Consider the following 20,361-nt stretch of genomic DNA (forward strand, 5'->3'; position numbering starts at 1 on the left):
GTTTCGTCGGACAACAGCAAGTGTAGAGCGGCGCGCTCTGCGGTCGGTTCGTAACTCCTTACCGCGCTCGTCGCCGACCTCACGCAAATGAACACCATCCACGTCGCGGGCGGCGTCGGCGTCGCCGACACGGCGATGGCCTCCTACGACGCCGCGCTCGCGGACGCGAACCTCCACAACTACAACCTCGTGGCGGTCTCCTCCGTCGTCCCCGCCCAGGCGACCGTCGAGCCGGTCCCGGAGGCGCCCGAACTCGGCCCGGCGGGGAACCGACTCACCGTCGTCGAGGCGCGCCGAACCATCGGCCCCGACGACGAGGTCGACTTCCGAGAAGGCGGGCGCTCGGGCGCCGAGGACGCCGAGTCGACCCGCGCGCCGCGCCGACGCCCCGACGCGGTCGCCGGACTCGGCTGGGCGACGGGGCCGGGACCGGGGCTGTTCTACGAGGTGACCGGCGAGGACCCCGAGGGCGTCCGCGAGCGGATCCACGCCGGCCTCGACGACGGCGGCGACCTCCGCGACTGGGACCTCCCGGACCGCGAGACGCGCGTCGAGACCGTCGCCGCGGAGCCGGAGCGCTACGCGACCGCGGTCGTGATCGCCGCCTACGGCGAGTCGGAACCGATCCTGTGAGGGCGGGGCGACCCCGTTCGCCGCCGCCGACGCCTTTTTGACTCGTCTCCGCGTACGTGTCGTGTCCTCAATGAACGGCAACAACCCGTACGCCGGGGCACCGGGTGTGACGGACGCGGGCTCGCCCGCGGCCGTCGACCTCTCTCCGGACCAGGAACGACAGCTCCGGCGCGCGGTCGCCGGAATCGTATCGCGCACGGAATCGTATCTCCCCGACAGCTACGCCGTCGGCTCCGAACTGTCCGTCGGTGCGAACGGGCCGCAGGCGACGGTCGCGGTCAACCCGCCCGCGGGGCACCCCGTCTCGGCCGGCTTCACTCCCGACCCCGAGGACTTAGACGCCGGCATCGCCGAGTCCGACACCGACGAAGTCGCCCGCGGGTTGGCCGCCAGCGCGGCGGTCCAAGTGATGGACGCCGTCGGCGACATCACGCCGACCGCGAAGTGAGTCCTCCGAGCGCGAACTGAGTTCCGCGACCGCGAACGGCGTTACTCCGAGTTTTCCGGCTGCTCCGGCTCGTTTCTCTCGTCGCTGCTGCTATCGGTCCCCGCCGGAGCATCGCTCTCTCCCTCTCCTGAGCCGTCGCGTGGATACACCCGGCAGTCGCCCGCGTCCGGCGGTCTCACGACTCCGGTGACGCGACCGTACATCCCGAATATCTCCTCGTACCCCTGCTCGCTCGCGAGGATCGGGACCACTCCCGGTTCCTCGACGCGATGGGTGTACACGTCGTCCTCGGCGAACACCTCGCCTTCCGGGATCTCCTCGAAGTTCGCGTAGTGGACGCGGGGCTCTCCGCCGCCCTTCGGCACCTCCTCGTCTCCCGCCACGACGGTCGTCTCCGAGAACCTCGGCGGCTCGTCGTCGATAGCGCCGTGGGCCCGGAGGAACGCCAGACACGCCTCGTGGCCGAAAGTGACCGCGTCCTCGCTCCCCTGCTGTCCGACCTCGATCGAGACCGTGTGCGGAATCGTCGAGTCGAGCGTGGTCGACCGCAGTCCGCTCGCGTCGACGACGTGCTCGACCGGCAGCCCCGTGACGGTGCGGCGGACCGACTCCGTGAGGTCGCTGAAGATGGCGAACGCCGGCGGCGCGCTGTGAGAGGTGTGGAGCGCGAGCACCGCGTCCATCCCCTCCAACTCGGCCGCGAGCCGCGGCGCCAGCGCCCGCTCGTACTCCCCGCTGTCGGCGTCGCCCGGGAACGACCGGTTCAGGTCGGCGTCGGTGTAGCGCGTCTCGGCCGCCAGCGCCGGCTCGTTGGCGACGATCAGCCGCACGAGTCCGCCGGAGCCGTCGTCGGGTGCGTCCAGCCGTCCGAGTTCGTCCGCGAGGCGCCTGACGATCCGCTCGCCGGCGGGTTCGTCGCCGTGGATCCCGCCGACGATCGCGACGCGGGCCGACCCGGCGGACTCGCGGTCGATCGTTTGCATATCCACTCTACGTCGCGGTCCGCCCATAAATCGTCGCGATCCGTACTCGCCGCGATCAGCGGCCGAACCGAGCGGCGAGCGCGGCCCGATACCGTCGCGCCAACCGACGCGCGACGAAGCGGTCGCGGGGATCGACGCCGAGGACGGACAGCGACCCCGCGTACGCCGCGAGCCCGACGCCGCTCCCGACGACGATCACCGCCGGCCCCGCGAGGACCGCGCGGACCGCGTACATCGCGAGGACGGCGACGACGCCCGCCGCGATCGGCGTCAGAAAGGTCCGGTCGAACGGCCACAGCCCCTCGAACCGGCGCAGGAGGACGACCTGAATTCCGTTCTGGACCGCGATGGCGAGCGACGTGCCGAGCGCGGCGCCGACGAGCCCGTACCGGACGACGAACGCGTACGTCAGCGCGACGTTGAGGACCGCGAGCAGCCAGTCGAGCGCCATCCGCGCGTACTGGTGGTCGGTCATCATCAGGAGCCACCCCGTCGCGCCGACCGCGCTCCCGACGAAGACGCCACAGAGGTAGACGACGAGCGGGACGTACCCCGCCGCGTACGGCTCGCCGAAGAGCGTCAGGATCTCGCGACCGTACACCACTAACACGGCGAGGATCGGGGTGACCGCGGTGACGATCTGTCTGGTCACGGAGCCGTACACCGCGTTGAGCGTCGCCGTTCGGTCGGCGGCGTACAGGTCTGACGCGACCGGGGGCAACAGCTGGTTGAACGAGAGGAGGGGGATCCACGCGACCGCGATCACCACGAGGACGACGTTGTACACGCCGGCCGCGGTCGCCGTCAGCAGCGCGCCGACGAGCAGCACGTCGACGCGGTTCTGGAACACCTTTCCGAGGCTGCTCATCGCGACCGGGGCCGCGTGGTCGTAGAACCGACGGGCCTCCGCGCGGGCGCCCCGGAGCGACGGCCGGACTCCGGTGACGGACGCGGAGACCGGTACGGCCGCCACGGCGAGTACCGCGGTCGCGGCGACGATCACTCCCGCGACGCCGACGACGGAGTACCCGAGCGCGAGGGCCCCGAGCGCGCCGACGAGCCGGACGCCCGGTCGGAGCAGCTTGTTGAACAGGACCTCGCCGCGGGCGGACCCCACCGCCCGGAGGAGCGCGGACGCGACCATCACGACGCCGAGGAGCCCGACGAGCCCGCCGAACGCGCGCATTGTTCCCGGGAACGCGGCCTCGCTCACCGTCCGCGCGTTGATCGCCGGCGCCGCGACCCACACCCCGACCGCGAACGCGACGCCGAACCCGAGCGTCGTCGCGTACGCCAGCCCGGCGACCGTCCGCCGCCGATCCGGGTCGTCCGCGTACTCGGGGAGGTACCGCTGGATGGCCGGGACGCTCCCGAACGTCACGAGCCGCGAACAGAGCTGTGCGATCCGCCACGCCAGCGCGTAGACGCCGTAGGCGGTCGGTCCGAGCCCGCGGGTCAGCGCGAACTCCGCCGCCGTCAGCAGCGCGCGCTGGCCGGCGACGCCGCCGGAGGTGAGCACCGCGCCGTGCGCGATCGTCTCTAAGGCGTCGCGCTCGGCCTCGGGGATCCCGTCACCCTCGCGACGTCCGGACCGCTCGCCGCGCTCGCGGTCGACCGACCGCTCGTCGTGCTCGTCGTCGGGACGGTCCGCGTCCCCGTCGGGGTCGTCCTCCACGGTCGTCTCTGTCGAAGCGGTCGCGGTCCCGCGAAAAAAGCGACGCGTTTCGTCGCTGCCGACTCGGGCTCGCGCTCGGCCCGCCCGCGACTCACCAGCGCTGGTGGACGTGTTCGCGGACGCGGTCGTCGTACACCTCTGCCGCGGCCTCGCGCTCTGCCTCGGCGAGCGGCGCGGCCTCGCTCGCGGCCGCGTTCGACCGGACGTGCGCCGGCGTCGTCGACCCCGGGATCACCGTCGAGACGGCGTCGTGATCGAGGATCCAGCGGAGCGCGAACTCCGGCACGGAGCGGTCGTCGGGCAGGCGTTCCTCGAGCGCGTCGACCGCGTCGAGTCCCGCTTCGAACGGGACGCCGGCGAACGTCTCCCCGACGTCGAACGCCTCGCCGTCGCGGTTGTAATTCCGGTGGTCGTCCTCCGGGAACTCGTCGTCGCGCGAGAGCGCGCCCGTCAACAGGCCGGACGCGAGCGGCACCCGGCAGATCACGCCCACGCCGCGCGCGGCGGCCTCGTCGAGGAACAGCTCCGCGGGGCGCTGCCGAAACGGATTGAAGATGATCTGGACCGTCTCGACGCCGGGGTACTCGATCGCTTTGAGCCCCTCTTCGACGCGCTCGACGCTGACGCCGTAGCTCGCGATCCGGCCCTCGTCCGCGAGCGTTTCGAGCGCGTCGAACGTCTCCGGCCGGTAGTAGACGTCGGTCGGGGGGCAGTGGAGCTGGACCAGGTCCAGCGTGTCCATCCCGAGGTTCTCCCGCGAGCGGTCGACGAACCGCCGGAGGTTCCCTTCCGTGTAGCCGTCCGCCTCGTGCGGGTCGAGCCGGCGCCCGGCCTTCGTCGCGACGGTCACGTCGCCGCGCTCGATGTCGTCGGCGAGCGTCTCACCGACGATCCGCTCCGACCGGCCGTCGCCGTACACGTCGGCGGTGTCGAAGAAGTCGACTCCCGCGTCGCGGGCCGCCTCGACCGCCGCGACCGCTTCGTCCTCGGTGACCTCGCCCCAGTCGCTCCCGATCTGCCAGGCCCCGTAGCCGACCTCGCTGACCTCCCCAACGTCGCCGAGTTCGCGGTGGTTCATACGACGATATGATCGCGGCGGAGGCAAGGGCGTTCCGGAGCCCCCGCGATGGTTCCGGGACCAACCCCAGCCCTAACTCCGCCCGGCGCTCGCGACACCGCCTCGCGGCCGCCTCGTGACGGTCCCCGACCGCGTCGAGCCCCTCGTCGAGCAGGTGGCCGGGCGCCTCGCTGTCGCGAGGATGAAGCACGGCGTTTACAACCAACTGTCGGGGAGTTCGGCCTCGTTGTCGGCCAACAGTTGTAACAAGGGGTCGATGTCGCCGAAGTTCGATCCCTGTGTAACCTCCTGGGTGTCCCGGTTCCAACTGATAAACCCGTACTCGGCGAGTTTCGACAGGTGGGCGTAGTCCGCTGTGACGGCCCGGTCGAGTTCGTCGGCACTACCCTTCGAATCAGCAAAGACGACCGGCAGCGATTCCTGTGAGTCGCGAGTCAGTAGTTTCATCAGCACTTCCCGCCGCTGGCTGTGATTCAACGCATCAAGCGCTTCGTCCACCGGGACGCGGGCTAACTCATCAAGCATGCCGGCGGGCGGCTCTTCGCGCTGTTCCATAAGGCCCGTTTCGGGGCCAATGGGCGTTATTCCGCCGCATTTTCACGGGCGCAACAGTTCTGATTAACCGCGTTAACATATTACACACCAGAGGTTATTGCCGCATCGACTAGGAATTCGGCGGTATTCCCCTGCGATCCGCCTGCTATCTATAACACGTCCGCCAGCGCGTCCATCGTCTCCTCGACTCGGTCGACGCGAGCGTTGTGGCCCATGTGGCCGACGCGGAGGATGTCCTCGGCGCCGTCGCCGAGCCCCGTCGCGAGGAGGACGCCGTGCTCTTTCCGTAGCGCCTCCTGGAGCGCCTCGGCCCGCCCGGGGACCTCGAAGGCGGTCACCGTCGGCGAACTGCGCTCGGGGTCCGGAACCGGCTCCAGCCCCAACTCCGCGCCGCGCTCGCGACACCGCGCCGCGGCCGTCCGGTGTCGCTCGCGTACCGCGTCGAGCCCCTCGTCGAGAAGCAGCCCGAGCGCCGCGTCGAGCGCCACTACCTCGGTCGTCAGGTGCGTGTACGGGAAGCCGTCGCTCACGTCGCGGAACGGCAGGAAGTTCGCGTACAGCGAATGCGGGTCCCGCTCCTCCATCGCGGCCCACGCCCGGTCGCTCACCGCGGCCGTCGCGAGGCCCGGCGGGGCGCTGAAACACTTCTGGGAGGCGCCGAGACAGACGTCGATCCGGTCGGTCGGCACCGAGACTCCACCGAGCGAGGAGACGGCGTCGACGACCGTGAGGATCTCACCGTCGGCGGCTTCGAGGCGGTCGAGCGCGGCCGCGACGTCGTTGAGCGTCCCCGTTGGCGTCTCGCAGTGGACCATCGTCGCGAGGTCGTAGTCGGCGTCGCCGGCCGCCAGCGCCTCGTCGAGCGCGTCGAGCGGGAGCGGCTCGTCGTGATCCGCCGCGACGAGGGTCGGGTCGCCGCCGTACGACTCCACGAAGTCGGCGAATCCCTCGCCGTAGAGCCCGTTCGACAGACACAGCACCTCGGTGCCGGGCTCGACGAGCGAGGCGACCGCGGCCTCCAGACCGAGGATGCCCTCGCCGCCGAGAGCGACGACATCGCGGCCGGCCGCCGCAGAGTCCGCCGAACCGGCGCCGTAGACGGCCGCCAGCCCCTCCGTGAGACGGTCGTATATCTCCCGGAACCGCGGATCTACGTCGGGGTTGATCAGCTCCCGAGACATCGCGTCGCGCACCGGTTCGGGGACCGCCGTCGGCCCCGGCGTCATGAGCATACGCCCCGGTTCGGCCGTTCGCATATAAACGGTCCGCGAAACGGCGGCCGACACGCTCATATATTTCTGTCGCCTGAGTTCCGGTACGATGATGCTCCCGACTCACGTGCTGGCGGGGATGCTGCTCGCGGCCCCGCTGGTGCGCGTGGCGCCGGAACTGGCGCCGATCGGGTTCGCCGCCGGCTTCCTCGGCGGACTCGTCCCCGACCTCGACATGTACGTCGGGCACCGCAAGACGCTTCATTACCCGGTCTACTACTCCGCGCTCGCGGTGCCCGCCGGCCTCGCGGCGCTCCTGGCGCCCTCCCCGGTCACCGTCGGCGCCGCGTTCTTCCTCCTCGGCGCGGCGCTCCACAGCGTCGCCGACATGTTCGGCGGGGGGTTAGAGCTCCGGCCGTGGGAGGGGAACTCGGACCGCGCGGTGTACGACCACCACCGCGAGGAGTGGGTCTCCCCGCGCCGCGGCGTGCGGTACGACGGCGCCGTCGAGGACCTCGCGCTCTCCGTCGGACTGGCGGTCCCGCTGTTCCTGCTGGTCGAGGCTCCCCTCCGGCAGGTCGTGGTCGGCACGGTCGTCGTCGCGGCCGTGTACACGGTCCTCCGGCGACGACTGGCGGAGATCGCCGCGGTACTGATCCCGCTGTGCCCGGACGCCCTCGACCCGTACCTCCCCGAGCGGTACCGGTGACCCCGCCGCCGTGGCCGGGAACCAAGCGCTTACTTTCCCCGCCTCGTTTGAACCGATAACAGCCCGCGCCGGCGACCGGGTCGGTCCCGGCGTGCGCAACCCACCATGCAACAGTACCTCGACCTCGTCGACGACGCGCTCTCGACCGGCACGTACAAACCGAACCGGACCGGCGTGGACACCATCGCGACGTTCAGCGGACAGTACACCGTCGACCTCGGGGAGGGCTTCCCCCTCCTCACCACGAAGAAGATGGACGGCTACCGCTGGAACTCGCTCATCCACGAGGTGCTGTGGTACCTCTCCGGCGAGGAACACATCCGGAACCTCCGCGAGGAGACGAAGATCTGGGACGCCTGGGCGGACGAGGAGGGCAAGCTCGACACGGCGTACGGCCGGTTCTGGCGACGCTACCCGGTCCCCGAGGCGTCGGCCGCCCTCCCGGGCGAGACGTGGCCCGACGACGCGGACCGCTGGGTCACCGTCGAGGAAGACGAAGACGGCGCGACGCGTCGGACCTTCGATCAGATCGGGTACGTCCTCGACACGCTGGAGGAGAACCCCCACTCCCGGCGGATGGTCGTCAACGCGTGGCACCCGGCGAACGCCGCCGTCTCGACGCTGCCGCCGTGTCACTACACCTTCGTCGTGAACGTCCAGGACGGACGGCTCAACCTCCACCTCACGCAGCGCTCGGGCGACATCGCGCTCGGCGTCCCGTTCAACATCGCGGCGTACGCCCTGCTCGCGAACGCGCTCGCCCAGCGGAGCGGCTTCGAGGTCGGCGAGTTCGGGCACACCGTCGTCGACGCGCACGTCTACTGCGGGCGCGGCGACCGGGGGAAATGGTACGCGAACAACCTCAAATACGTCCAAGAGCGGCTCGCGAACGTCGAGAACAAGAACGGCTACCTCGACGTGAAAAGCTGGGTCGAGCGCACCGCGCCCGACGAGCCGAACGGGCAGGAGGGGTACGACCACGTGCCCGGGCTGCTCGAACAGCTCTCCCGCACGCCGCGCGAGCGCCCGCGCATCGACATCGCGGACAAACCGCTCGACGAGCTGACCTACGACGACGTCGAGGTCGTCGGCTACGACTCCGCGGACGGCATCTCGTTCGCGGTCGCGGAGTGATGGCGGACACCGACGCGTCCGACGGTCCGGACCTCGTCCTCGTCGCGGCGGTCGCCGAGAACGGCGTGATCGGCGCGGCCGACGGGATGCCGTGGCACTACCCGGCGGATCTGGCGCACTTCAAGCGGCTCACGACGGGCCACCCGGTGATCGTCGGTCGGACGACCTACGAGGACATCGCCGACCGGATCGGCGGCCCCCTCCCCGACCGGACCAGCGTCGTGTTGACGACGCGGTCGATCGGCGACGCCGACCTGCCCGACGGCGCGGTCGTGGCCGGCGACCTCGACGAGGCGCTGTCGCGCGCGGCGGCGGACGCGGCCGACCGCGGCGTCGACGCGGTGTACGTTGTCGGCGGCGCGACCGTCTACGAGGCGTTCCTCGACCGCGCCGACCGGATGGTCATCACCGAGATCCCCGAGCGTCCCGACGGCGACACCCGGTTCCCCGACTGGGACGCGGCGGCGTGGACCGAGACCGATCGCGAGGAACGGGAAGTGCTCGCGTTCGTCACGTACGAGCGGCGCGCCGGGGAGTGACGGCGGCCGGCCGCGCGACCGCTCTCATTCCAAAAACCGGGACTCCACGTCGCCGGACGGCATCATACAGCGGTCCTTCTTGCCGAACCACCGGTATCGGTGATCGGCGACGAAGTCGTACACTCGGTCGCGGACCGCCGCGGGAACGTACCGGAACGGCGAGAGCAGCCGGTAGCCGCCGCCGAGCCCCGACGCGATCTGAATGACCGCCGCCGACTTGACGTAGCTCTCGCCGTCCTCGATCAGGACGATCGATTCGAGTTCGTCGGTCGGGAGGTCGTGTTCCGCCAACAGCGCCTGTCCCACGTCGGACTGGAGGGAGGCGAACCGGTACTTCCCCTCCGGATCGCGGGGGTAGACGAACTGTACGAACCCGCTACAGAGGTTACAGACCCCGTCGAAGAGCACGATCGAGGCGTCGTCCGGAATCTCCCGGTCCATCTCTCGTCCGCCTACGCCGTCGTCGCAGTTCAGAATTGCGGTCGCGTCGGTCCGGGACGGTGTCCGGTCACTCTTCGAGGACCGTCGAGCCGCGACCGATCTGCGTCTGGTAGGCGCGCGCCTCGATCCCGGCCCCGGCGAAGGCGTCGAGCATCCCGGCCGCCACGTCGCGCCGGTCGCGCTCGCGGCAGGCGGCGATCACCGCGGGGCCGGCGCCGCTGACCGTGACGCCGGTCGCGCCCGTCTCGAAGGCGGCGTCGCGGACCGCGTCGTAGCCGGTGATGAGCCTGGCGCGCTCCGGCGTGACCACCGGATCGTCCATGCCGAGCCCGACGAGCTCCGGGTCCGACCGGCACATCCCGACCGCGAGCGTCGCCGCGTTGCCGACCGTCTCGACGAGGGCGTCCATGGAGGCGGTCTCGGGCACGACGCGGCGCGCGTCGCGCGTCGAGACGGCCACGTCGGGCAGACAGACGACGAGCGGAATTCCGGCGTCGACCGACCACGTCCCCTCGGCGGTCGTCACGGTGAAGCCGCCGAGGATCGAGGGCGCGACGTTGTCCGCGTGCGCGACCCCGGAGACGACCGCCTCGCCCTCGGCCGCGATCGGGACCAGTTCCTTCCGCGAGAGACCGCGGTCGTACAGGCGGTTGAGCGCGACCGCTGCGCCAGCCGCGCTCGCGGCCGACGAACCCAGCCCCGAGGCCGGGCGCACGCCCTTGTCGATGTGGATCCGCGCGGGCGCGTCGAGCGCCTCGACGACGGCGCCGACCGTGTTCTTCTCCGGGTCCTCGGGGATGTACTGCGCGCCGACGCCCGTGACTTCGATCGTCGTCTCGGCCGCCTTCTCGACGGTGACGACGTCCGCCGGCCGCGAGAGCGCCGCGCCGAACACGTCGAAGCCGCTCCCGAGGTTCGCGCTCGTCGCGGGGGCCCGTACCGTTACCATGGCGGGGAGTGTCGCCGGGGGGAAAAAAAGGAGCGGGATCGCACAGAGACGACGGCGGGGTCGATCGCGGTCGGCGGGGAGGGGGGCCGCGGGGTTCTCAATCGAGCGGTGCCGTCAGTCGGACATCGTCCACAGCAGCGCCCCGATGAGCACGAGCGGGACGCCGAGGAGGATGAACGTCGGCGGCATCGTCGTGTTCGGCGCGACCAGGAAGATGACGCCGAAGACGGCCAGGATCGACGCGATCATCTTCTGGGACTTCAGCGGCGCGGCTCCCAGAACCGAGACGATGAGCCCCAACAGTAGGACGTGCCCGAGGTGGTAGTCGAGCAGGAACGTGTCGATGACCAGCGGCAGGAGCATTCTTGGCTGAAGGTGCGAGCGAATCGCGCATTAAAGTTCCGTTTCTCGCGGCCGGGGGGAACCCGACCCCCGGCCTCGGCGTCCGCTCCGCGTATCTCGTCTCTTCCGGCGTCTCAGCCGTCAAGCGGGAATCGTTCGGCCCCGCCGCGGTGCCCGCCTCGTGCCGATCATATAAGAGTCGTCGGTGCGACCGGCGACCGTGCGACTCGTTCAGGTCATGATTCCGGCGGGCAAGCGGGCGGCGGTCGTCCGCGCGCTCGACGACGAGGGGGTTGACTACGTCGTCACCGACGAGACGAGCGGTCGGGAGTACACCGCGGTCGCGACGTTCCCCCTCCCGACGGCCGCGGTCGAGCCGGTCTTGGAGCGACTGCGGGAGGCGGGGATCGACGAGAGCACTTACACCGTCATCGTCGCGGCCGAGACGGTCATCTCGCGGCGCTTCGAGGCGCTCGAAGACGAGTACGAAGAGGACGCCGACCGCGGCGGCGACCGGATCTCCCGCGAGGAGCTTCAGGCGAAGGCGGACGGCCTCGCCTCGGGGCTCGGGACGTACGTGCTGATGACGGTCATCTCGGCGGTGATCGCCACGGCGGGGCTCCTGTTGGACTCCCCCGCGACCGTCGTCGGTTCGATGGTGATCGCGCCGCTCATCGGGCCCGCGATGTCGGCGGCGATCGGGACCGTCGTCGACGACGAGGCGCTGTTCCGGCGCGGCGTGCGGATGCAGGTCCTCGGCGTCGCCGTCGCGGTCATCGCGGCCACGCTGTTCGCGTTCGCGTTGCGCTCGCTCGCGTTGGTCCCGCCCGGGCTGAACCCGCTCGAACTCGCCGAGGTGTCGGAGCGGCTCGCGCCCAACGTCCTCGTCTTGGTCGTCGCGGTCGGCGCCGGGGTCGCCGGTATCGTCTCGCTCATCACCGGCGTCTCGGCGACGCTCGTGGGCGTGATGATCGCGGTGGCGCTCATCCCGCCGGCCGCCGCGGTCGGCATCGGGATCGCGTTCCGCATCCCTCGGCTCGTGCTCGGTGCGGGCGTGATCGTCGCGGTGAACGTCCTCTCGATCAACCTCTCGGCGCTCGTCATGCTGTGGTACGAGGGGTACCGCCCCCAGCGGTGGTTCCGCGAGGACGAAGCGCGCGCCGCGTTCCTCAAGCGCGCCGCCGTGCTGGTGGCCGCCATCGCGCTCCTCTCGGTGTTCCTCGGCGGCGTCACCTACGAGTCGTACGTCGCCTCCACCACGGAGGCCGACATCCGCGCCGCCGCGACCGACGAACTGACCGCGCTCGACTCGGAGTTCGAACTGCTCGAGATGAGCGTCGAGCGCAGCGGGACGGTCCCGCCGCTCGAAACCGACCGGGTGGTGGTGACGGTCGGCGCCCCGCCCGGCGAGGCCGTCGACGGGATCGCGCCCGCCCTCGACGACCGGATCGAGACGGTCGTCGGCGGCGAGGTCCGCGTCGAGGTCCGCACGGTGACCGTCGAGCGCGCCTGAGCGTCGACTCGGCTACCCCTTCCGGTCGAGTGATCTCCGAGTTTCCGGACGAACGTCCAACTCCGCGCGGAACCGGCGGATGCGTTCGTCGTTCCGTCAGTTTTTGTGCTCCTGACGGGAAGAGCAAGTGCTTTTTACCGGGCCGGCGTGGCCTTCGCTAGTGACGGACCCAACGCAGTCCGACGACGACGATTCGATGCGAGAGGTCGTCGAGCGGTCCCGCAGCGGCGCGCCGGCGGTCGGCGAGGCCGTCCGGGATCGGTTCTCCTCCGACGAGGTGTTCCAGCGCATCATCGCGGCCGCGGACGAGGAGGTCACGTCGGGGAGCCGCGAGCTGTTCTTCAGCGGGCTCGCCGCCGGGCTGGCGATCACGATCACGTTCATGCTGTACGCGTCGCTGACGGCGGCGACGGACTCCCATCCGATCTTGAGCGTCCTCCTGTACCCGCTCGGGTTCATCTACATCATCATCGGCGGCTACCAGCTATACACCGAGAACACCCTGCCGCCGGTGGCGCTCACGCTCGAACGGCTCGCGAGCGTCCCGACGCTGCTTCGCCACTGGCTCATCGTCCTCGCGGGCAACTTCACCGGCGGTGCGATCGGCGCGCTCGTCCTCTCGTACGGGGGCGTCTTCTCGGGCGACACCGTCGCGGCCGCGACGTACATCTCCAGTTCTGGCTTCGACGTGCCCTTCTGGCCGCTCTTCTTCAAGGCCGCGATGGCCGGGCTGATCGTCGCCGGCGTCGTCTGGGTCGGCTTCGCCTCGACGGACTCGTTCACCCGGCTCGCGGTCGTCTACCTCGCGTTCCTTGCGATCCCGCTGGGGAACCTCTACCACGTCGTCGTCTCGTTCACCGAGGTGCTGTACCTGATCTTCGCCGAGAGCCTCGGCCAGTACTCGGGCGCCGTCGGGCTCTACGACGGGCTCGTCGGGTTCGTCCTCCCCGTCCTGCTCGGGAACACCCTCGGCGGGATCGTCTTGGTCACGCTCGTCAACTACTTCCAGACCAGCGAAGAGCGACTCGAAGAAGCGCGCTTCGAGGGGATGAGCCGCCGGCTGACCGTCCCCGAGTGGGTCTTCGGCCGCGCCGCCGGGCGGTCGTACGTCCCGATCTTAGACGCCACCGAGGCGGCCCTGTTCGCTGGCGAGGGGTACCGGGTCATGGTGCCGATCACGAACCCCCGAACCGACGGGCCGATCGTCGAGTTGGCGGCGCGGCTCGCGAGCAGCCACGAGGAGGGCGTCGTCCACATCGTCCACGTCGTTCAGACGCCCGAGCGCATGTCGCTCTCGAGCGGGGACGCGGGGCGCCGGATAGCCGACGTCTCCGCCGAGGGGATGCGGAACCTGCGGTCGACCGCGGCGGCACACGACGTCGAGGTGTCGACCTCGACCGTCGTCTCCCACCACTCGTTCGGAGAGGTGTTCAACATGGCTCGTCGGACCCGCCCGGACGCGGTGTTGATGGGCTGGGGCGACGACCAGCTGTGGAGCGCCGCCCGCGCGGAACGCCCGATAGACGAGCTCACAAACCAGCTCCCCTGTGACTTCCTCATCCTCAACGAACACGAGCTCGACACCTCGCGGATCCTCATCCCGACCTCCGGCGGTCCGGACTCGGCGCTGAGCGCGGAGGTCGCGAAGGTGCTCGCCGAGACCGCCGGCGCCGAGGTGTCGCTGCTTCACGTCGTCGACGGGGCGGAGGACAGAAGCCGGGGCGAGGCGTTCCTCGCGGCGTGGGCCGAGAAACACGGTCTCAGCGACGCCGAGCTCGTCGTCGACGACGGCGGCGACGTAGAGGCCGGCATCGCGCGGGCGGCCGCCGACAAGACGCTCGTCATCATCGGCGCCACGGAGAAGGGACTGCTCTCGCGGCTCGTCTCGAACTCGCTCCACCTCGACGTCATCAACGACGTGGACGCGTCGGTGCTGCTCACGGAACGCCCCAGCTCCCGGTCGCTGCGAGAGCGGCTGTTCGGCTCCGGTCGTCGCGCCACAGACCTCTCTCGCGGCGTCGAGCGCGAGCCGGGACGGTCGGAGGGTGCCGACGTGCGGTCCTCGGGGGGCCGGCGAGGCGACGACGCGAACGGCGGGGCTGACGACGGCACCGGCGGCGGACCTGCTCCCGGCACCGGCGACGGGCCTGCTCCCGGCACCGGCGGCGGACCTGCTCCCGGCAACGGGAGAGACGACGCCGGCGACGAACTGTCCGACGAGCGGCCGAATCACGACGACGCCTACGTCGTCGACCACGAGAACGCGGACGAGGAGGCGTCCGCGGACCGCGACGACGACGGCGACGGCAGATAGCGAAAACGGCTCTTTGCGTTATCGGCGATTTATAGGCGTCCCCGATCGATCGCCCGGGTATGGACAGACGACTAACGGCACTCGTCGGTATCGTCGCGCTCGTCGCGCTGGCGGGCTGTTCGGGACTCGCGGGAACCGCGACCCCGGACGCCGCGGACGAGCCGCAACTGGAACGGAGCATCGAAGTGACGGCGGCGGGCGAGGCCACGTCGATGCCGGACCGCGCCACGCTCCGCGTCGCGGTGACCGCCACCGGCTCCGACACGAAGTCGGTCCGCGACGAACTCGACGCCGACGACGAGGCGCTCCGCAGCGCACTGGCGGACTGGGGGCTCGACGACGAGGCGATCCGGACCGAAGAGTACGACGTCCGCGAGAGCTACGAGACCCGCGACGATCCGAACCGGACGCGGTACGAGGGGATCCACCGGTACGCGATCGAACTCGACGACGTCGACGCCGTCGGCGAGGTCATCGACGTCGCGGTCGACGCGGGCGCGGACGAGGTCCAGCGCATCCAGTTCGGACTGAGCGAGGAGACGGAACGGGAGGTGCGCGAGGAGGCGCTCGAGACCGCGATGGCGAACGCCGACGAGGACGCGGCCGTGCTCGCCAACGCGAGCGGGCTCGAAGTGTCCGGCGTCTACGAGGTCTCGACGGCGCAGTCCGGCGGCGGAGCGTACGTGGCCAGGGGCGTCGAGACGGCCGCCGCCGGCGACGCGGGCGCGTCGACGAGCGTCGAGACCGGGGACGTGAGCGTGACCGTCTCCGTGAACGTGGTGTACGAAGCGGTGCCGGCCTGACCGAACGACCGCAGTAGCCCCGGCCTCTGCGCGCCGCGGCCCGAATCGAGAACCGACTACTTCCCGTCGCGGGTGGGGAGGTCGGGCTCGTAGCCGACCGCGTCGACGGCCATGTCGAGGACGGCCTCGACGTTCTCGTCTTCCGTGACGCTCATGGTCGCGTCGACGGACTTCGCTTTGACTCCCTCGAAGCGGTCGTGTTTGTTCGCCACCGTGAGCAGCGGGACGTCCGCGCCGAACAGCTCGCGGACCTCCTCGCGGAGCTCCAGTTGGACGTCGAGCGGGTAGCCGCAGTCACCGGAGGGGTCGAGGACGAAGACGACGGCGTCCGCGAGGTGTTCGAGAGCGCTCACTGCCTGGCGTTCGATGTCGTTGCGCTCGTCTTCCGGCCGGTCGAGCAGGCCGGGCGTGTCGACGATCTGGTAGCGGACGTGGTCGCGCTCGAAGTGGCCGATCTGGACGCCCTTCGTGGTGAACGGGTACTCCGCGATCTGGTTCGACGCGCGGGTGACCCGGTTGACGAACGAGGACTTGCCGACGTTCGGGTAGCCGGCGACGACGATGGCGGGCTCGTCCGGCTTGATGTCCGGCAGCACCTTCAGTTGGTCGCGGGAGTCGCCGATGTACCGCAGGTCGTCTTCGATCTGGTCCATCACGTCCGCCATGCGGGCGAACGCCTGCTTGCGGTGTTTCCGCGCGGTGTCGACGTCGGAGTTCCGGATCTTCGTCGTGTACTCGTCGCGGAGGTCCTCGATCTGGCGGCTGGCCCACATCACCTGTGAGAGGGCCTGTCGGAGGCGGTCGACGTCGACGAGCGCGTCGGCGAGCTCGTAGTAGAACGGGTCCACGTCGAAGCCGAAGTCGGGCCACGAGGTGACGACGTTCTCTAAGTTGTCCGAGAGCACGTTGCCGGCGGTCCGCAGCATCGACTCCTGCGCCTCGTGGCCGCGCTTCGCGCGTCCGGCCCGAGCAGCCCGCGAGAACGCCTTGTCGACGAGTTCCTCCGCGCGCGGAGTCGTCGGGAGGCCCTCAAATATCATGTTACCCCGGCTTCGCCGCCGACGCGTATAAGAGCGTCCGTTCGTCCACCGCCGCGACACGCCGGCACACGCCCGGTACGTTCTCCCTTCCGACCGTCCGAGCGCGGCGACCGCACCGTGACCGACCTCGTAGCACCGCCGGCCGGACTCGGATGATCGATCGTCATCCACCACGCGCATATTTCGAGTAATACTTATGCGCCAAGGAAATACCGCAGGTCATGTCACGCTCGTTCACGCCGACGGCGTACGAGGACATCGACCCGGACCGTCGCCCGAGTCTCGCGGCGGCCCTGATCCCAGTGTTCGCCGTCGTGGCGTTCCTCGGCATCGGCTCGGCCGTTCTCGGCTTGGACCCGCACCCGCCGCTCCTCTGGAGTATCGCCTTCGTCGGAGCGTTCGGCCTGTGGCTCGGCTACGACTGGGACGACCTGTTCGACGGCATCGCGAACGGACTCGTGATGGGGCTACAGGCGATCCTCATCATCTTCACCATCTACGGGCTGATCGCGACGTGGGTCAGCGCCGGCACCATCCCGAGCCTGATGTACTACGGGCTGGAGGTGCTCTCGCCGACGACGTTCCTCCCGGCGGCAGCGGTCCTCGCCGCCGTCGTCGCGTTCGCGATCGGCTCCTCGTGGACCACGGTGGGGACGCTCGGCGTCGCCTTCGTCGGCATCGGCGCGGGTCTCGGCGTCCCCGCGCCGATGACGGTCGGAGCAGTCCTCTCGGGCGCGTACGCCGGCGACAAGCAGTCGCCGCTCTCCGACACGACGAACCTCGCCGCCGGCGTGACCAACACCGACCTGTACGCGCACATCCGCCGGATGCGGACCGGCACCGCGATCGCGTTCGGCCTCGCGGTCCTCGCCTTCGCCGCGGTCGGCCTCCGCACGAGCGGGAGCATCCCGGCGGGCCGGATCGCGGCGATCCAGGGCGGACTCACCGAGACGTACGCGATCACGGTCGTCGCCTTCGTTCCGCTGGTCGTCACCTTCGGGCTGGCGCTGCGCGGCTACGCCGCGCTCCCGACCCTCGTCGCCGGCGTCTTCGCCGGCGCGTTCACGACGATCCTCCTCCAGGGAGCCGGCTTCGTCGCCGCGTGGGAGACGTTCATGTACGGCACCGCGCCGGAGTCGGCCTCGGCGACGGTGAACGACCTCCTCGCGACCGGCGGACTCACCGGCTCCGCGTGGACGATCACGGTCGTCGTCGCCGCGCTGTCGCTCGGCGGCATCTTGGAGCGAACGGGCGTTCTCGCGGTGATCGCCCACGCGTTCACCTCGGCCGTGAAGAGCCCGGGCGCGCTCGTCGCCGGGACCGGCGTCTCCGCCATCGTCATCAACGCGCTCACCGCTCAGCAGTACATGAGCATCGTCCTGCCGGGCGTCACGCTCCGGAACACCTACGACGAGTTCGGCCTCGACACCGATCAGCTCTCCCGCGCGGTCGAGGCCGCCGGCACGCCGACCGGCGCGCTGATCCCGTGGCACGCGGGCGCCGTGTTCATGGCGACCGCCACCGGCGTGCCGACGCTGGAGTACGCGCCGTACTACCTGTTCGCGTACTTCTCGCCGATCGTGCTGTTCGCGATGGCGGCGACCGGCTACTCGCTGGACGTGACGCCGACCGCGGCCGGGGCGCCCGCCGCCGACGAGCCGTCCGTGGCGACCGACGACGACTGATCCGCTACCTCCGAGGTCATCAGCCCGGTCGCCGAAACGCGAGACCGTACATCCGCCCGACCGACTCCGACCCGATCTCGGCCGCGAGCCGACGAGCGGTCGCCGACAGCGTATCGCTCGCTTCACCGGGGCATTCCGCGGCCATGGAGGTCGCCTCGTCGGCGTGCGCCGAGACGTGACTCTCGGTCCAGGGGACCGGCTCCAAGAGCGTCCGCTCCCGCTCGAACTCCCAGCCGTGGCCCGCGAAGAACCGTCGCAGGAACGCCGCCGGGTAGAAGGTGAGCGCCGGGCGGCCGCGGGCCAGTTCCGACGCGGCGTTTTCGACGGCGAACAGCTCGCCGATCGCGGCGCCGTCGGGCAGCGGATCGTAGTCGTCGACGACGAGGTGCGCGCCCGGGGCCGCGACCCGTGAGAGCTCCTCGGCCACCGTCGACAGCGCCGCGGGATCGAGGACGTTACACAGACCGTGCGCGGTGATCAGGCCGATGGAACCGTCGGGTAGGGGGATCGACCGGAGGTCCGCCTCCAGCACCGCCAGCCGCTCGGCGTCGCTGCCGCGGTCGTCGCCGTCGCCGCTGTCGGTGACGCGTCTGCGCGTCGTCCGCGCGTGGTCCCGGTCGTTCGTCACGGCGTACACCCGAGCGGCGCCGTTCGCGAGCAGTCCGGCGGTCGCGTTCCCGACGCCCGCACCGGCCTCCAGACAGCGTCTCCCGGCCACCGGTCGGTCGTCGAGCGCGGTCGCGACCGTGCCTGGCACGTCCATCCGCCGTTCTCAGTGGTGGAGCTGTTCGGGAACCGGGCTGTCGTCGTGGCGCACCCGTTCGATCAGCGACCGCTGAGCGGCCTCGTCCATCCCGTCGTAGTCGGCCGCGGCCTCGAGGATCATGGTGACGAGCTTCGGATCGCCGGCGTTGATGACGCTGGTGACTCCCTGTGCGGCGGCGAAATCGAACCGCTCGCGGATCTCGTCGGGCGCGGTGACCGGCCGGTACCAGTTCGCGAACGGTCGGTCCGCCTCGGGGAGCTCGTCGGTCGGTGGCCACGAGCCGCCGGCGAACGCCTTGATCCCCAGCGTCCCGACGTTCTTCTCGTCGGCGCGGGCGAGGACCGCCTCGTAGTCGTACTCGTCGTCGTCCTTCCCGGCGACGACAGGGTTCAGGGGGAACATCACCGACTCGAGGTCGTCGATGCGGTCGAGCGCGTCGAGGATGAGTCCGGGGTCGCCGTGGCTCGTCAGGCCGATGTGGTCGATCAGCCCCCGCTCTTTGGCCTCGCGGAACGCCGCGAGCGCCCCGTCGTCGCCCGTGATCTCGTTCAACTCCTCGTCGTACTCGAGCCCGTGGACCTGGTACAGATCGATCTTCTCGACGCCGAGGCGGTTCAGCGACCGGTCGAGCTCGCGCCACGCGCCCTCGTAGGTCCGCTCTTGGGTCTTACAGCCGAGGAAGATCTCCTCGCGGTGTTGGCGGAGCTTCGGGCCGAGCTTCAGCTCCGCGTCGCCGTACGTCGGGGCCACGTCGAAGTGATTGACCCCGTAGTCGAGGACGTGTTCGACCAGCTGGTTCGCGCCCTCCTGTTCGAGCCAGTTGAGCGCGATCGCGCCGAAGGTCATGACGGTGCTGTCGTGGCCGGTGTCTCCGAGCGGGCGAGTCTCCATACGTGCGCCATCACGCTGGGCTGACATAACAATTGGCGGCCGTGAGCCGGACGTGGCGGGCGCCCGGAAGCGGGACGCGGTCCGGTAGGTTTACCGCCGTCGGCGCCCCCCAAATCGCACATGAGCCTGGAGGTCGCCGTCGCCGCCCCGTTCAAGACCCGGGCCCAAGAGCGGCTCGGGCAGGGGGAGTTCGTCGTCGCGCTGTCGCTGGAGCGGGAGTGGTTCTCCCCCGATCAGGCGAAGCGCCTCGTCGACGTCGCGGTGGGTCGGGGGTTACTGGCGTCCGAGGACGGCGATCTGGTCCCGCGGTTCGACCCGGCGGAGGTGACCGTCCCGGAGGGGTTCACGCCCGACGAGTCGGTGCTCCGCGAGCAGTCCACCTTCGAGAGCGCCCTCGACGCGCTCGTCGCCACCGGCGTCGAGAAGCAGCGCGCGGTCGCCGCGATCAACGAGCGCCAGCGCACGCTGGCGGTCACCATCGAGGCCGCCGCGGTCCTCTACGCCCGCGAGCGAGGGGCCGCCGTCGACCACCTCGCCGCCGACGTGCGCGAGGAACTCGCGAGCGCGGCGAGCGACGCCGCGGACGCCGAGACGGCAGACGCTGACACGGCGGACGACACCGGCGACGCCGACGGCTCGGAGGCGGCCTAGC

The 20,361-nt window shown here is 70.5% G+C and carries 21 protein-coding genes; 10 read left to right on the forward strand and 11 right to left on the reverse strand.

All coding sequences use genetic code 11. The features are described 5' to 3' along the window. Positions 1 to 87 precede the first annotated feature (87 nt). Positions 88 to 633 (forward strand): pyruvoyl-dependent arginine decarboxylase, encoded by a 546-nt coding sequence (locus tag ABDZ89_RS14265; RefSeq protein WP_343780249.1) that lies wholly within the window; start codon positions 88 to 90, stop codon positions 631 to 633. Positions 634 to 703: 70 nt separating this feature from the next. Beyond that, positions 704 to 1,081 (forward strand): DUF5811 family protein, encoded by a 378-nt coding sequence (locus tag ABDZ89_RS14270; RefSeq protein ID WP_006628157.1) that lies wholly within the window; start codon positions 704 to 706, stop codon positions 1,079 to 1,081. A gap of 41 nt (positions 1,082 to 1,122) precedes the next feature. On the opposite strand, the gene ABDZ89_RS14275 is transcribed toward ABDZ89_RS14270, so the two are convergent. From ABDZ89_RS14275 to ABDZ89_RS14300, 5 genes are all read right to left on the reverse strand, one after another. Then, the gene (locus ABDZ89_RS14275; RefSeq protein ID WP_343780251.1) at positions 1,123 to 2,064 is read right to left on the reverse strand and encodes a M14 family metallopeptidase; all 942 of its coding nucleotides are present in this window, start codon (positions 2,062 to 2,064) and stop codon (positions 1,123 to 1,125) included. 55 nt (positions 2,065 to 2,119) lie between these two features. Then, the gene (locus tag ABDZ89_RS14280; protein ID WP_371152424.1) at positions 2,120 to 3,739 is read right to left on the reverse strand and encodes a lipopolysaccharide biosynthesis protein; all 1,620 of its coding nucleotides are present in this window, start codon (positions 3,737 to 3,739) and stop codon (positions 2,120 to 2,122) included. Between the two features lie 91 nt (positions 3,740 to 3,830). Beyond that, a complete protein-coding gene (locus ABDZ89_RS14285) occupies positions 3,831 to 4,817 on the reverse strand; it encodes an aldo/keto reductase (RefSeq protein WP_343780253.1) in 987 nt (328 codons plus the stop codon). A gap of 195 nt (positions 4,818 to 5,012) precedes the next feature. After that, complete coding sequence (locus ABDZ89_RS14295; RefSeq protein ID WP_343780256.1) at positions 5,013 to 5,372, reverse strand: transcriptional regulator; 360 nt, start codon at positions 5,370 to 5,372, stop codon at positions 5,013 to 5,015. Between the two features lie 149 nt (positions 5,373 to 5,521). Then, positions 5,522 to 6,604 (reverse strand): pyridoxal-phosphate-dependent aminotransferase family protein, encoded by a 1,083-nt coding sequence (locus ABDZ89_RS14300; RefSeq protein ID WP_343780258.1) that lies wholly within the window; start codon positions 6,602 to 6,604, stop codon positions 5,522 to 5,524. A gap of 91 nt (positions 6,605 to 6,695) precedes the next feature. Here ABDZ89_RS14300 and ABDZ89_RS14305 point away from each other — a divergent pair, with 91 nt between their 5' ends. The 3 genes from ABDZ89_RS14305 (at position 6,696) to ABDZ89_RS14315 (ending at position 8,965) form a co-directional block, all read left to right on the forward strand. Then, positions 6,696 to 7,292 (forward strand): metal-dependent hydrolase, encoded by a 597-nt coding sequence (locus ABDZ89_RS14305; RefSeq protein WP_343780523.1) that lies wholly within the window; start codon positions 6,696 to 6,698, stop codon positions 7,290 to 7,292. 105 nt (positions 7,293 to 7,397) lie between these two features. Beyond that, on the forward strand, positions 7,398 to 8,426 hold the full coding sequence (thyA, locus tag ABDZ89_RS14310; protein ID WP_343780260.1) for a thymidylate synthase: 1,029 nt from the start codon (positions 7,398 to 7,400) through the stop codon (positions 8,424 to 8,426). Continuing rightward, entirely contained in the window at positions 8,426 to 8,965 is a 540-nt protein-coding gene (locus tag ABDZ89_RS14315; RefSeq protein ID WP_343780262.1) for a dihydrofolate reductase, read from the forward strand. The genes thyA and ABDZ89_RS14315 overlap by 1 nt, the downstream gene beginning before the upstream one ends. Positions 8,966 to 8,989: 24 nt before the next feature. Here the strand turns inward: ABDZ89_RS14315 and ABDZ89_RS14320 are convergent, their stop codons facing one another. The 3 genes from ABDZ89_RS14320 to ABDZ89_RS14330 form a co-directional block, all read right to left on the reverse strand. After that, complete coding sequence (locus tag ABDZ89_RS14320) at positions 8,990 to 9,406, reverse strand: thiol-disulfide oxidoreductase DCC family protein (RefSeq protein ID WP_343780266.1); 417 nt, start codon at positions 9,404 to 9,406, stop codon at positions 8,990 to 8,992. 67 nt (positions 9,407 to 9,473) lie between these two features. Next, positions 9,474 to 10,355, reverse strand: coding sequence for a homoserine kinase (locus ABDZ89_RS14325; protein ID WP_343780268.1), 882 nt, complete (start codon positions 10,353 to 10,355; stop codon positions 9,474 to 9,476). A 114-nt stretch (positions 10,356 to 10,469) separates the two neighbouring features. Beyond that, a complete protein-coding gene (locus ABDZ89_RS14330) occupies positions 10,470 to 10,718 on the reverse strand; it encodes a DUF8006 family protein (RefSeq protein ID WP_343780270.1) in 249 nt (82 codons plus the stop codon). 217 nt (positions 10,719 to 10,935) lie between these two features. On the opposite strand from ABDZ89_RS14330, the gene ABDZ89_RS14335 reads away from it, so the two are divergent. The 3 genes from ABDZ89_RS14335 to ABDZ89_RS14345 all read left to right on the forward strand — a co-directional run bounded on the left by ABDZ89_RS14335 (position 10,936) and on the right by ABDZ89_RS14345 (position 15,327). Further along, the gene (locus ABDZ89_RS14335; protein WP_343780524.1) at positions 10,936 to 12,210 is read left to right on the forward strand and encodes a TIGR00341 family protein; all 1,275 of its coding nucleotides are present in this window, start codon (positions 10,936 to 10,938) and stop codon (positions 12,208 to 12,210) included. Between the two features lie 196 nt (positions 12,211 to 12,406). Then, entirely contained in the window at positions 12,407 to 14,524 is a 2,118-nt protein-coding gene (locus ABDZ89_RS14340; protein WP_371152601.1) for a formate/nitrite transporter family protein, read from the forward strand. A 59-nt stretch (positions 14,525 to 14,583) separates the two neighbouring features. After that, positions 14,584 to 15,327 carry an SIMPL domain-containing protein gene (locus tag ABDZ89_RS14345; protein WP_343780273.1) on the forward strand — a complete coding sequence of 248 codons (744 nt, stop codon included), beginning with the start codon at positions 14,584 to 14,586 and terminating at the stop codon, positions 15,325 to 15,327. A gap of 56 nt (positions 15,328 to 15,383) precedes the next feature. Here the strand turns inward: ABDZ89_RS14345 and ABDZ89_RS14350 are convergent, their stop codons facing one another. Next, a complete protein-coding gene (locus tag ABDZ89_RS14350) occupies positions 15,384 to 16,367 on the reverse strand; it encodes an NOG1 family protein (RefSeq protein WP_343780274.1) in 984 nt (327 codons plus the stop codon). A 221-nt stretch (positions 16,368 to 16,588) separates the two neighbouring features. Between ABDZ89_RS14350 and arcD the strand changes: the two genes are divergently transcribed. After that, positions 16,589 to 18,052, forward strand: coding sequence for an arginine/ornithine antiporter ArcD (arcD, locus tag ABDZ89_RS14355; protein WP_343780275.1), 1,464 nt, complete (start codon positions 16,589 to 16,591; stop codon positions 18,050 to 18,052). Positions 18,053 to 18,071: 19 nt separating this feature from the next. Here arcD and ABDZ89_RS14360 read toward each other — a convergent pair whose 3' ends face one another. Beyond that, complete coding sequence (locus ABDZ89_RS14360; RefSeq protein WP_343780276.1) at positions 18,072 to 18,815, reverse strand: class I SAM-dependent methyltransferase; 744 nt, start codon at positions 18,813 to 18,815, stop codon at positions 18,072 to 18,074. A 9-nt stretch (positions 18,816 to 18,824) separates the two neighbouring features. Next, positions 18,825 to 19,709, reverse strand: coding sequence for an aldo/keto reductase (locus ABDZ89_RS14365; protein ID WP_343780277.1), 885 nt, complete (start codon positions 19,707 to 19,709; stop codon positions 18,825 to 18,827). A gap of 120 nt (positions 19,710 to 19,829) precedes the next feature. On the opposite strand from ABDZ89_RS14365, the gene ABDZ89_RS14370 reads away from it, so the two are divergent. Continuing rightward, positions 19,830 to 20,360 carry a DUF2240 family protein gene (locus ABDZ89_RS14370; RefSeq protein ID WP_343780279.1) on the forward strand — a complete coding sequence of 177 codons (531 nt, stop codon included), beginning with the start codon at positions 19,830 to 19,832 and terminating at the stop codon, positions 20,358 to 20,360. Position 20,361 lies beyond the last annotated feature (1 nt).

The sequence above is a fragment of the Halorubrum ejinorense genome (assembly GCF_039522565.1).
In the GTDB taxonomy this organism is placed as follows: Archaea; Halobacteriota; Halobacteria; order Halobacteriales; family Haloferacaceae; genus Halorubrum; species Halorubrum ejinorense.

Bases quoted from the DNA above. Each gene is read 5' to 3' on its own strand.
- ABDZ89_RS14330 (WP_343780270.1), bottom strand. From the start codon at position 10,718: ATGCTCCTGCCGCTGGTCATCGACACGTTCCTGCTCGACTACCACCTC.
- ABDZ89_RS14300 (WP_343780258.1), bottom strand. From the start codon at position 6,604: ATGCTCATGACGCCGGGGCCGACGGCGGTCCCCGAACCGGTGCGCGAC.
- arcD (WP_343780275.1), top strand. From the start codon at position 16,589: ATGTCACGCTCGTTCACGCCGACGGCGTACGAGGACATCGACCCGGAC.
- ABDZ89_RS14365 (WP_343780277.1), bottom strand. From the start codon at position 19,709: ATGGAGACTCGCCCGCTCGGAGACACCGGCCACGACAGCACCGTCATG.
- ABDZ89_RS14285 (WP_343780253.1), bottom strand. From the start codon at position 4,817: ATGAACCACCGCGAACTCGGCGACGTTGGGGAGGTCAGCGAGGTCGGC.
- ABDZ89_RS14265 (WP_343780249.1), top strand. From the start codon at position 88: ATGAACACCATCCACGTCGCGGGCGGCGTCGGCGTCGCCGACACGGCG.
- ABDZ89_RS14350 (WP_343780274.1), bottom strand. From the start codon at position 16,367: ATGATATTTGAGGGCCTCCCGACGACTCCGCGCGCGGAGGAACTCGTC.
- ABDZ89_RS14305 (WP_343780523.1), top strand. From the start codon at position 6,696: ATGCTCCCGACTCACGTGCTGGCGGGGATGCTGCTCGCGGCCCCGCTG.
- ABDZ89_RS14325 (WP_343780268.1), bottom strand. From the start codon at position 10,355: ATGGTAACGGTACGGGCCCCCGCGACGAGCGCGAACCTCGGGAGCGGC.
- ABDZ89_RS14270 (WP_006628157.1), top strand. From the start codon at position 704: ATGAACGGCAACAACCCGTACGCCGGGGCACCGGGTGTGACGGACGCG.
- ABDZ89_RS14320 (WP_343780266.1), bottom strand. From the start codon at position 9,406: ATGGACCGGGAGATTCCGGACGACGCCTCGATCGTGCTCTTCGACGGG.
- thyA (WP_343780260.1), top strand. From the start codon at position 7,398: ATGCAACAGTACCTCGACCTCGTCGACGACGCGCTCTCGACCGGCACG.
- ABDZ89_RS14370 (WP_343780279.1), top strand. From the start codon at position 19,830: ATGAGCCTGGAGGTCGCCGTCGCCGCCCCGTTCAAGACCCGGGCCCAA.
- ABDZ89_RS14360 (WP_343780276.1), bottom strand. From the start codon at position 18,815: ATGGACGTGCCAGGCACGGTCGCGACCGCGCTCGACGACCGACCGGTG.
- ABDZ89_RS14295 (WP_343780256.1), bottom strand. From the start codon at position 5,372: ATGGAACAGCGCGAAGAGCCGCCCGCCGGCATGCTTGATGAGTTAGCC.
- ABDZ89_RS14275 (WP_343780251.1), bottom strand. From the start codon at position 2,064: ATGCAAACGATCGACCGCGAGTCCGCCGGGTCGGCCCGCGTCGCGATC.
- ABDZ89_RS14345 (WP_343780273.1), top strand. From the start codon at position 14,584: ATGGACAGACGACTAACGGCACTCGTCGGTATCGTCGCGCTCGTCGCG.
- ABDZ89_RS14340 (WP_371152601.1), top strand. From the start codon at position 12,407: ATGCGAGAGGTCGTCGAGCGGTCCCGCAGCGGCGCGCCGGCGGTCGGC.
- ABDZ89_RS14335 (WP_343780524.1), top strand. From the start codon at position 10,936: ATGATTCCGGCGGGCAAGCGGGCGGCGGTCGTCCGCGCGCTCGACGAC.
- ABDZ89_RS14315 (WP_343780262.1), top strand. From the start codon at position 8,426: ATGGCGGACACCGACGCGTCCGACGGTCCGGACCTCGTCCTCGTCGCG.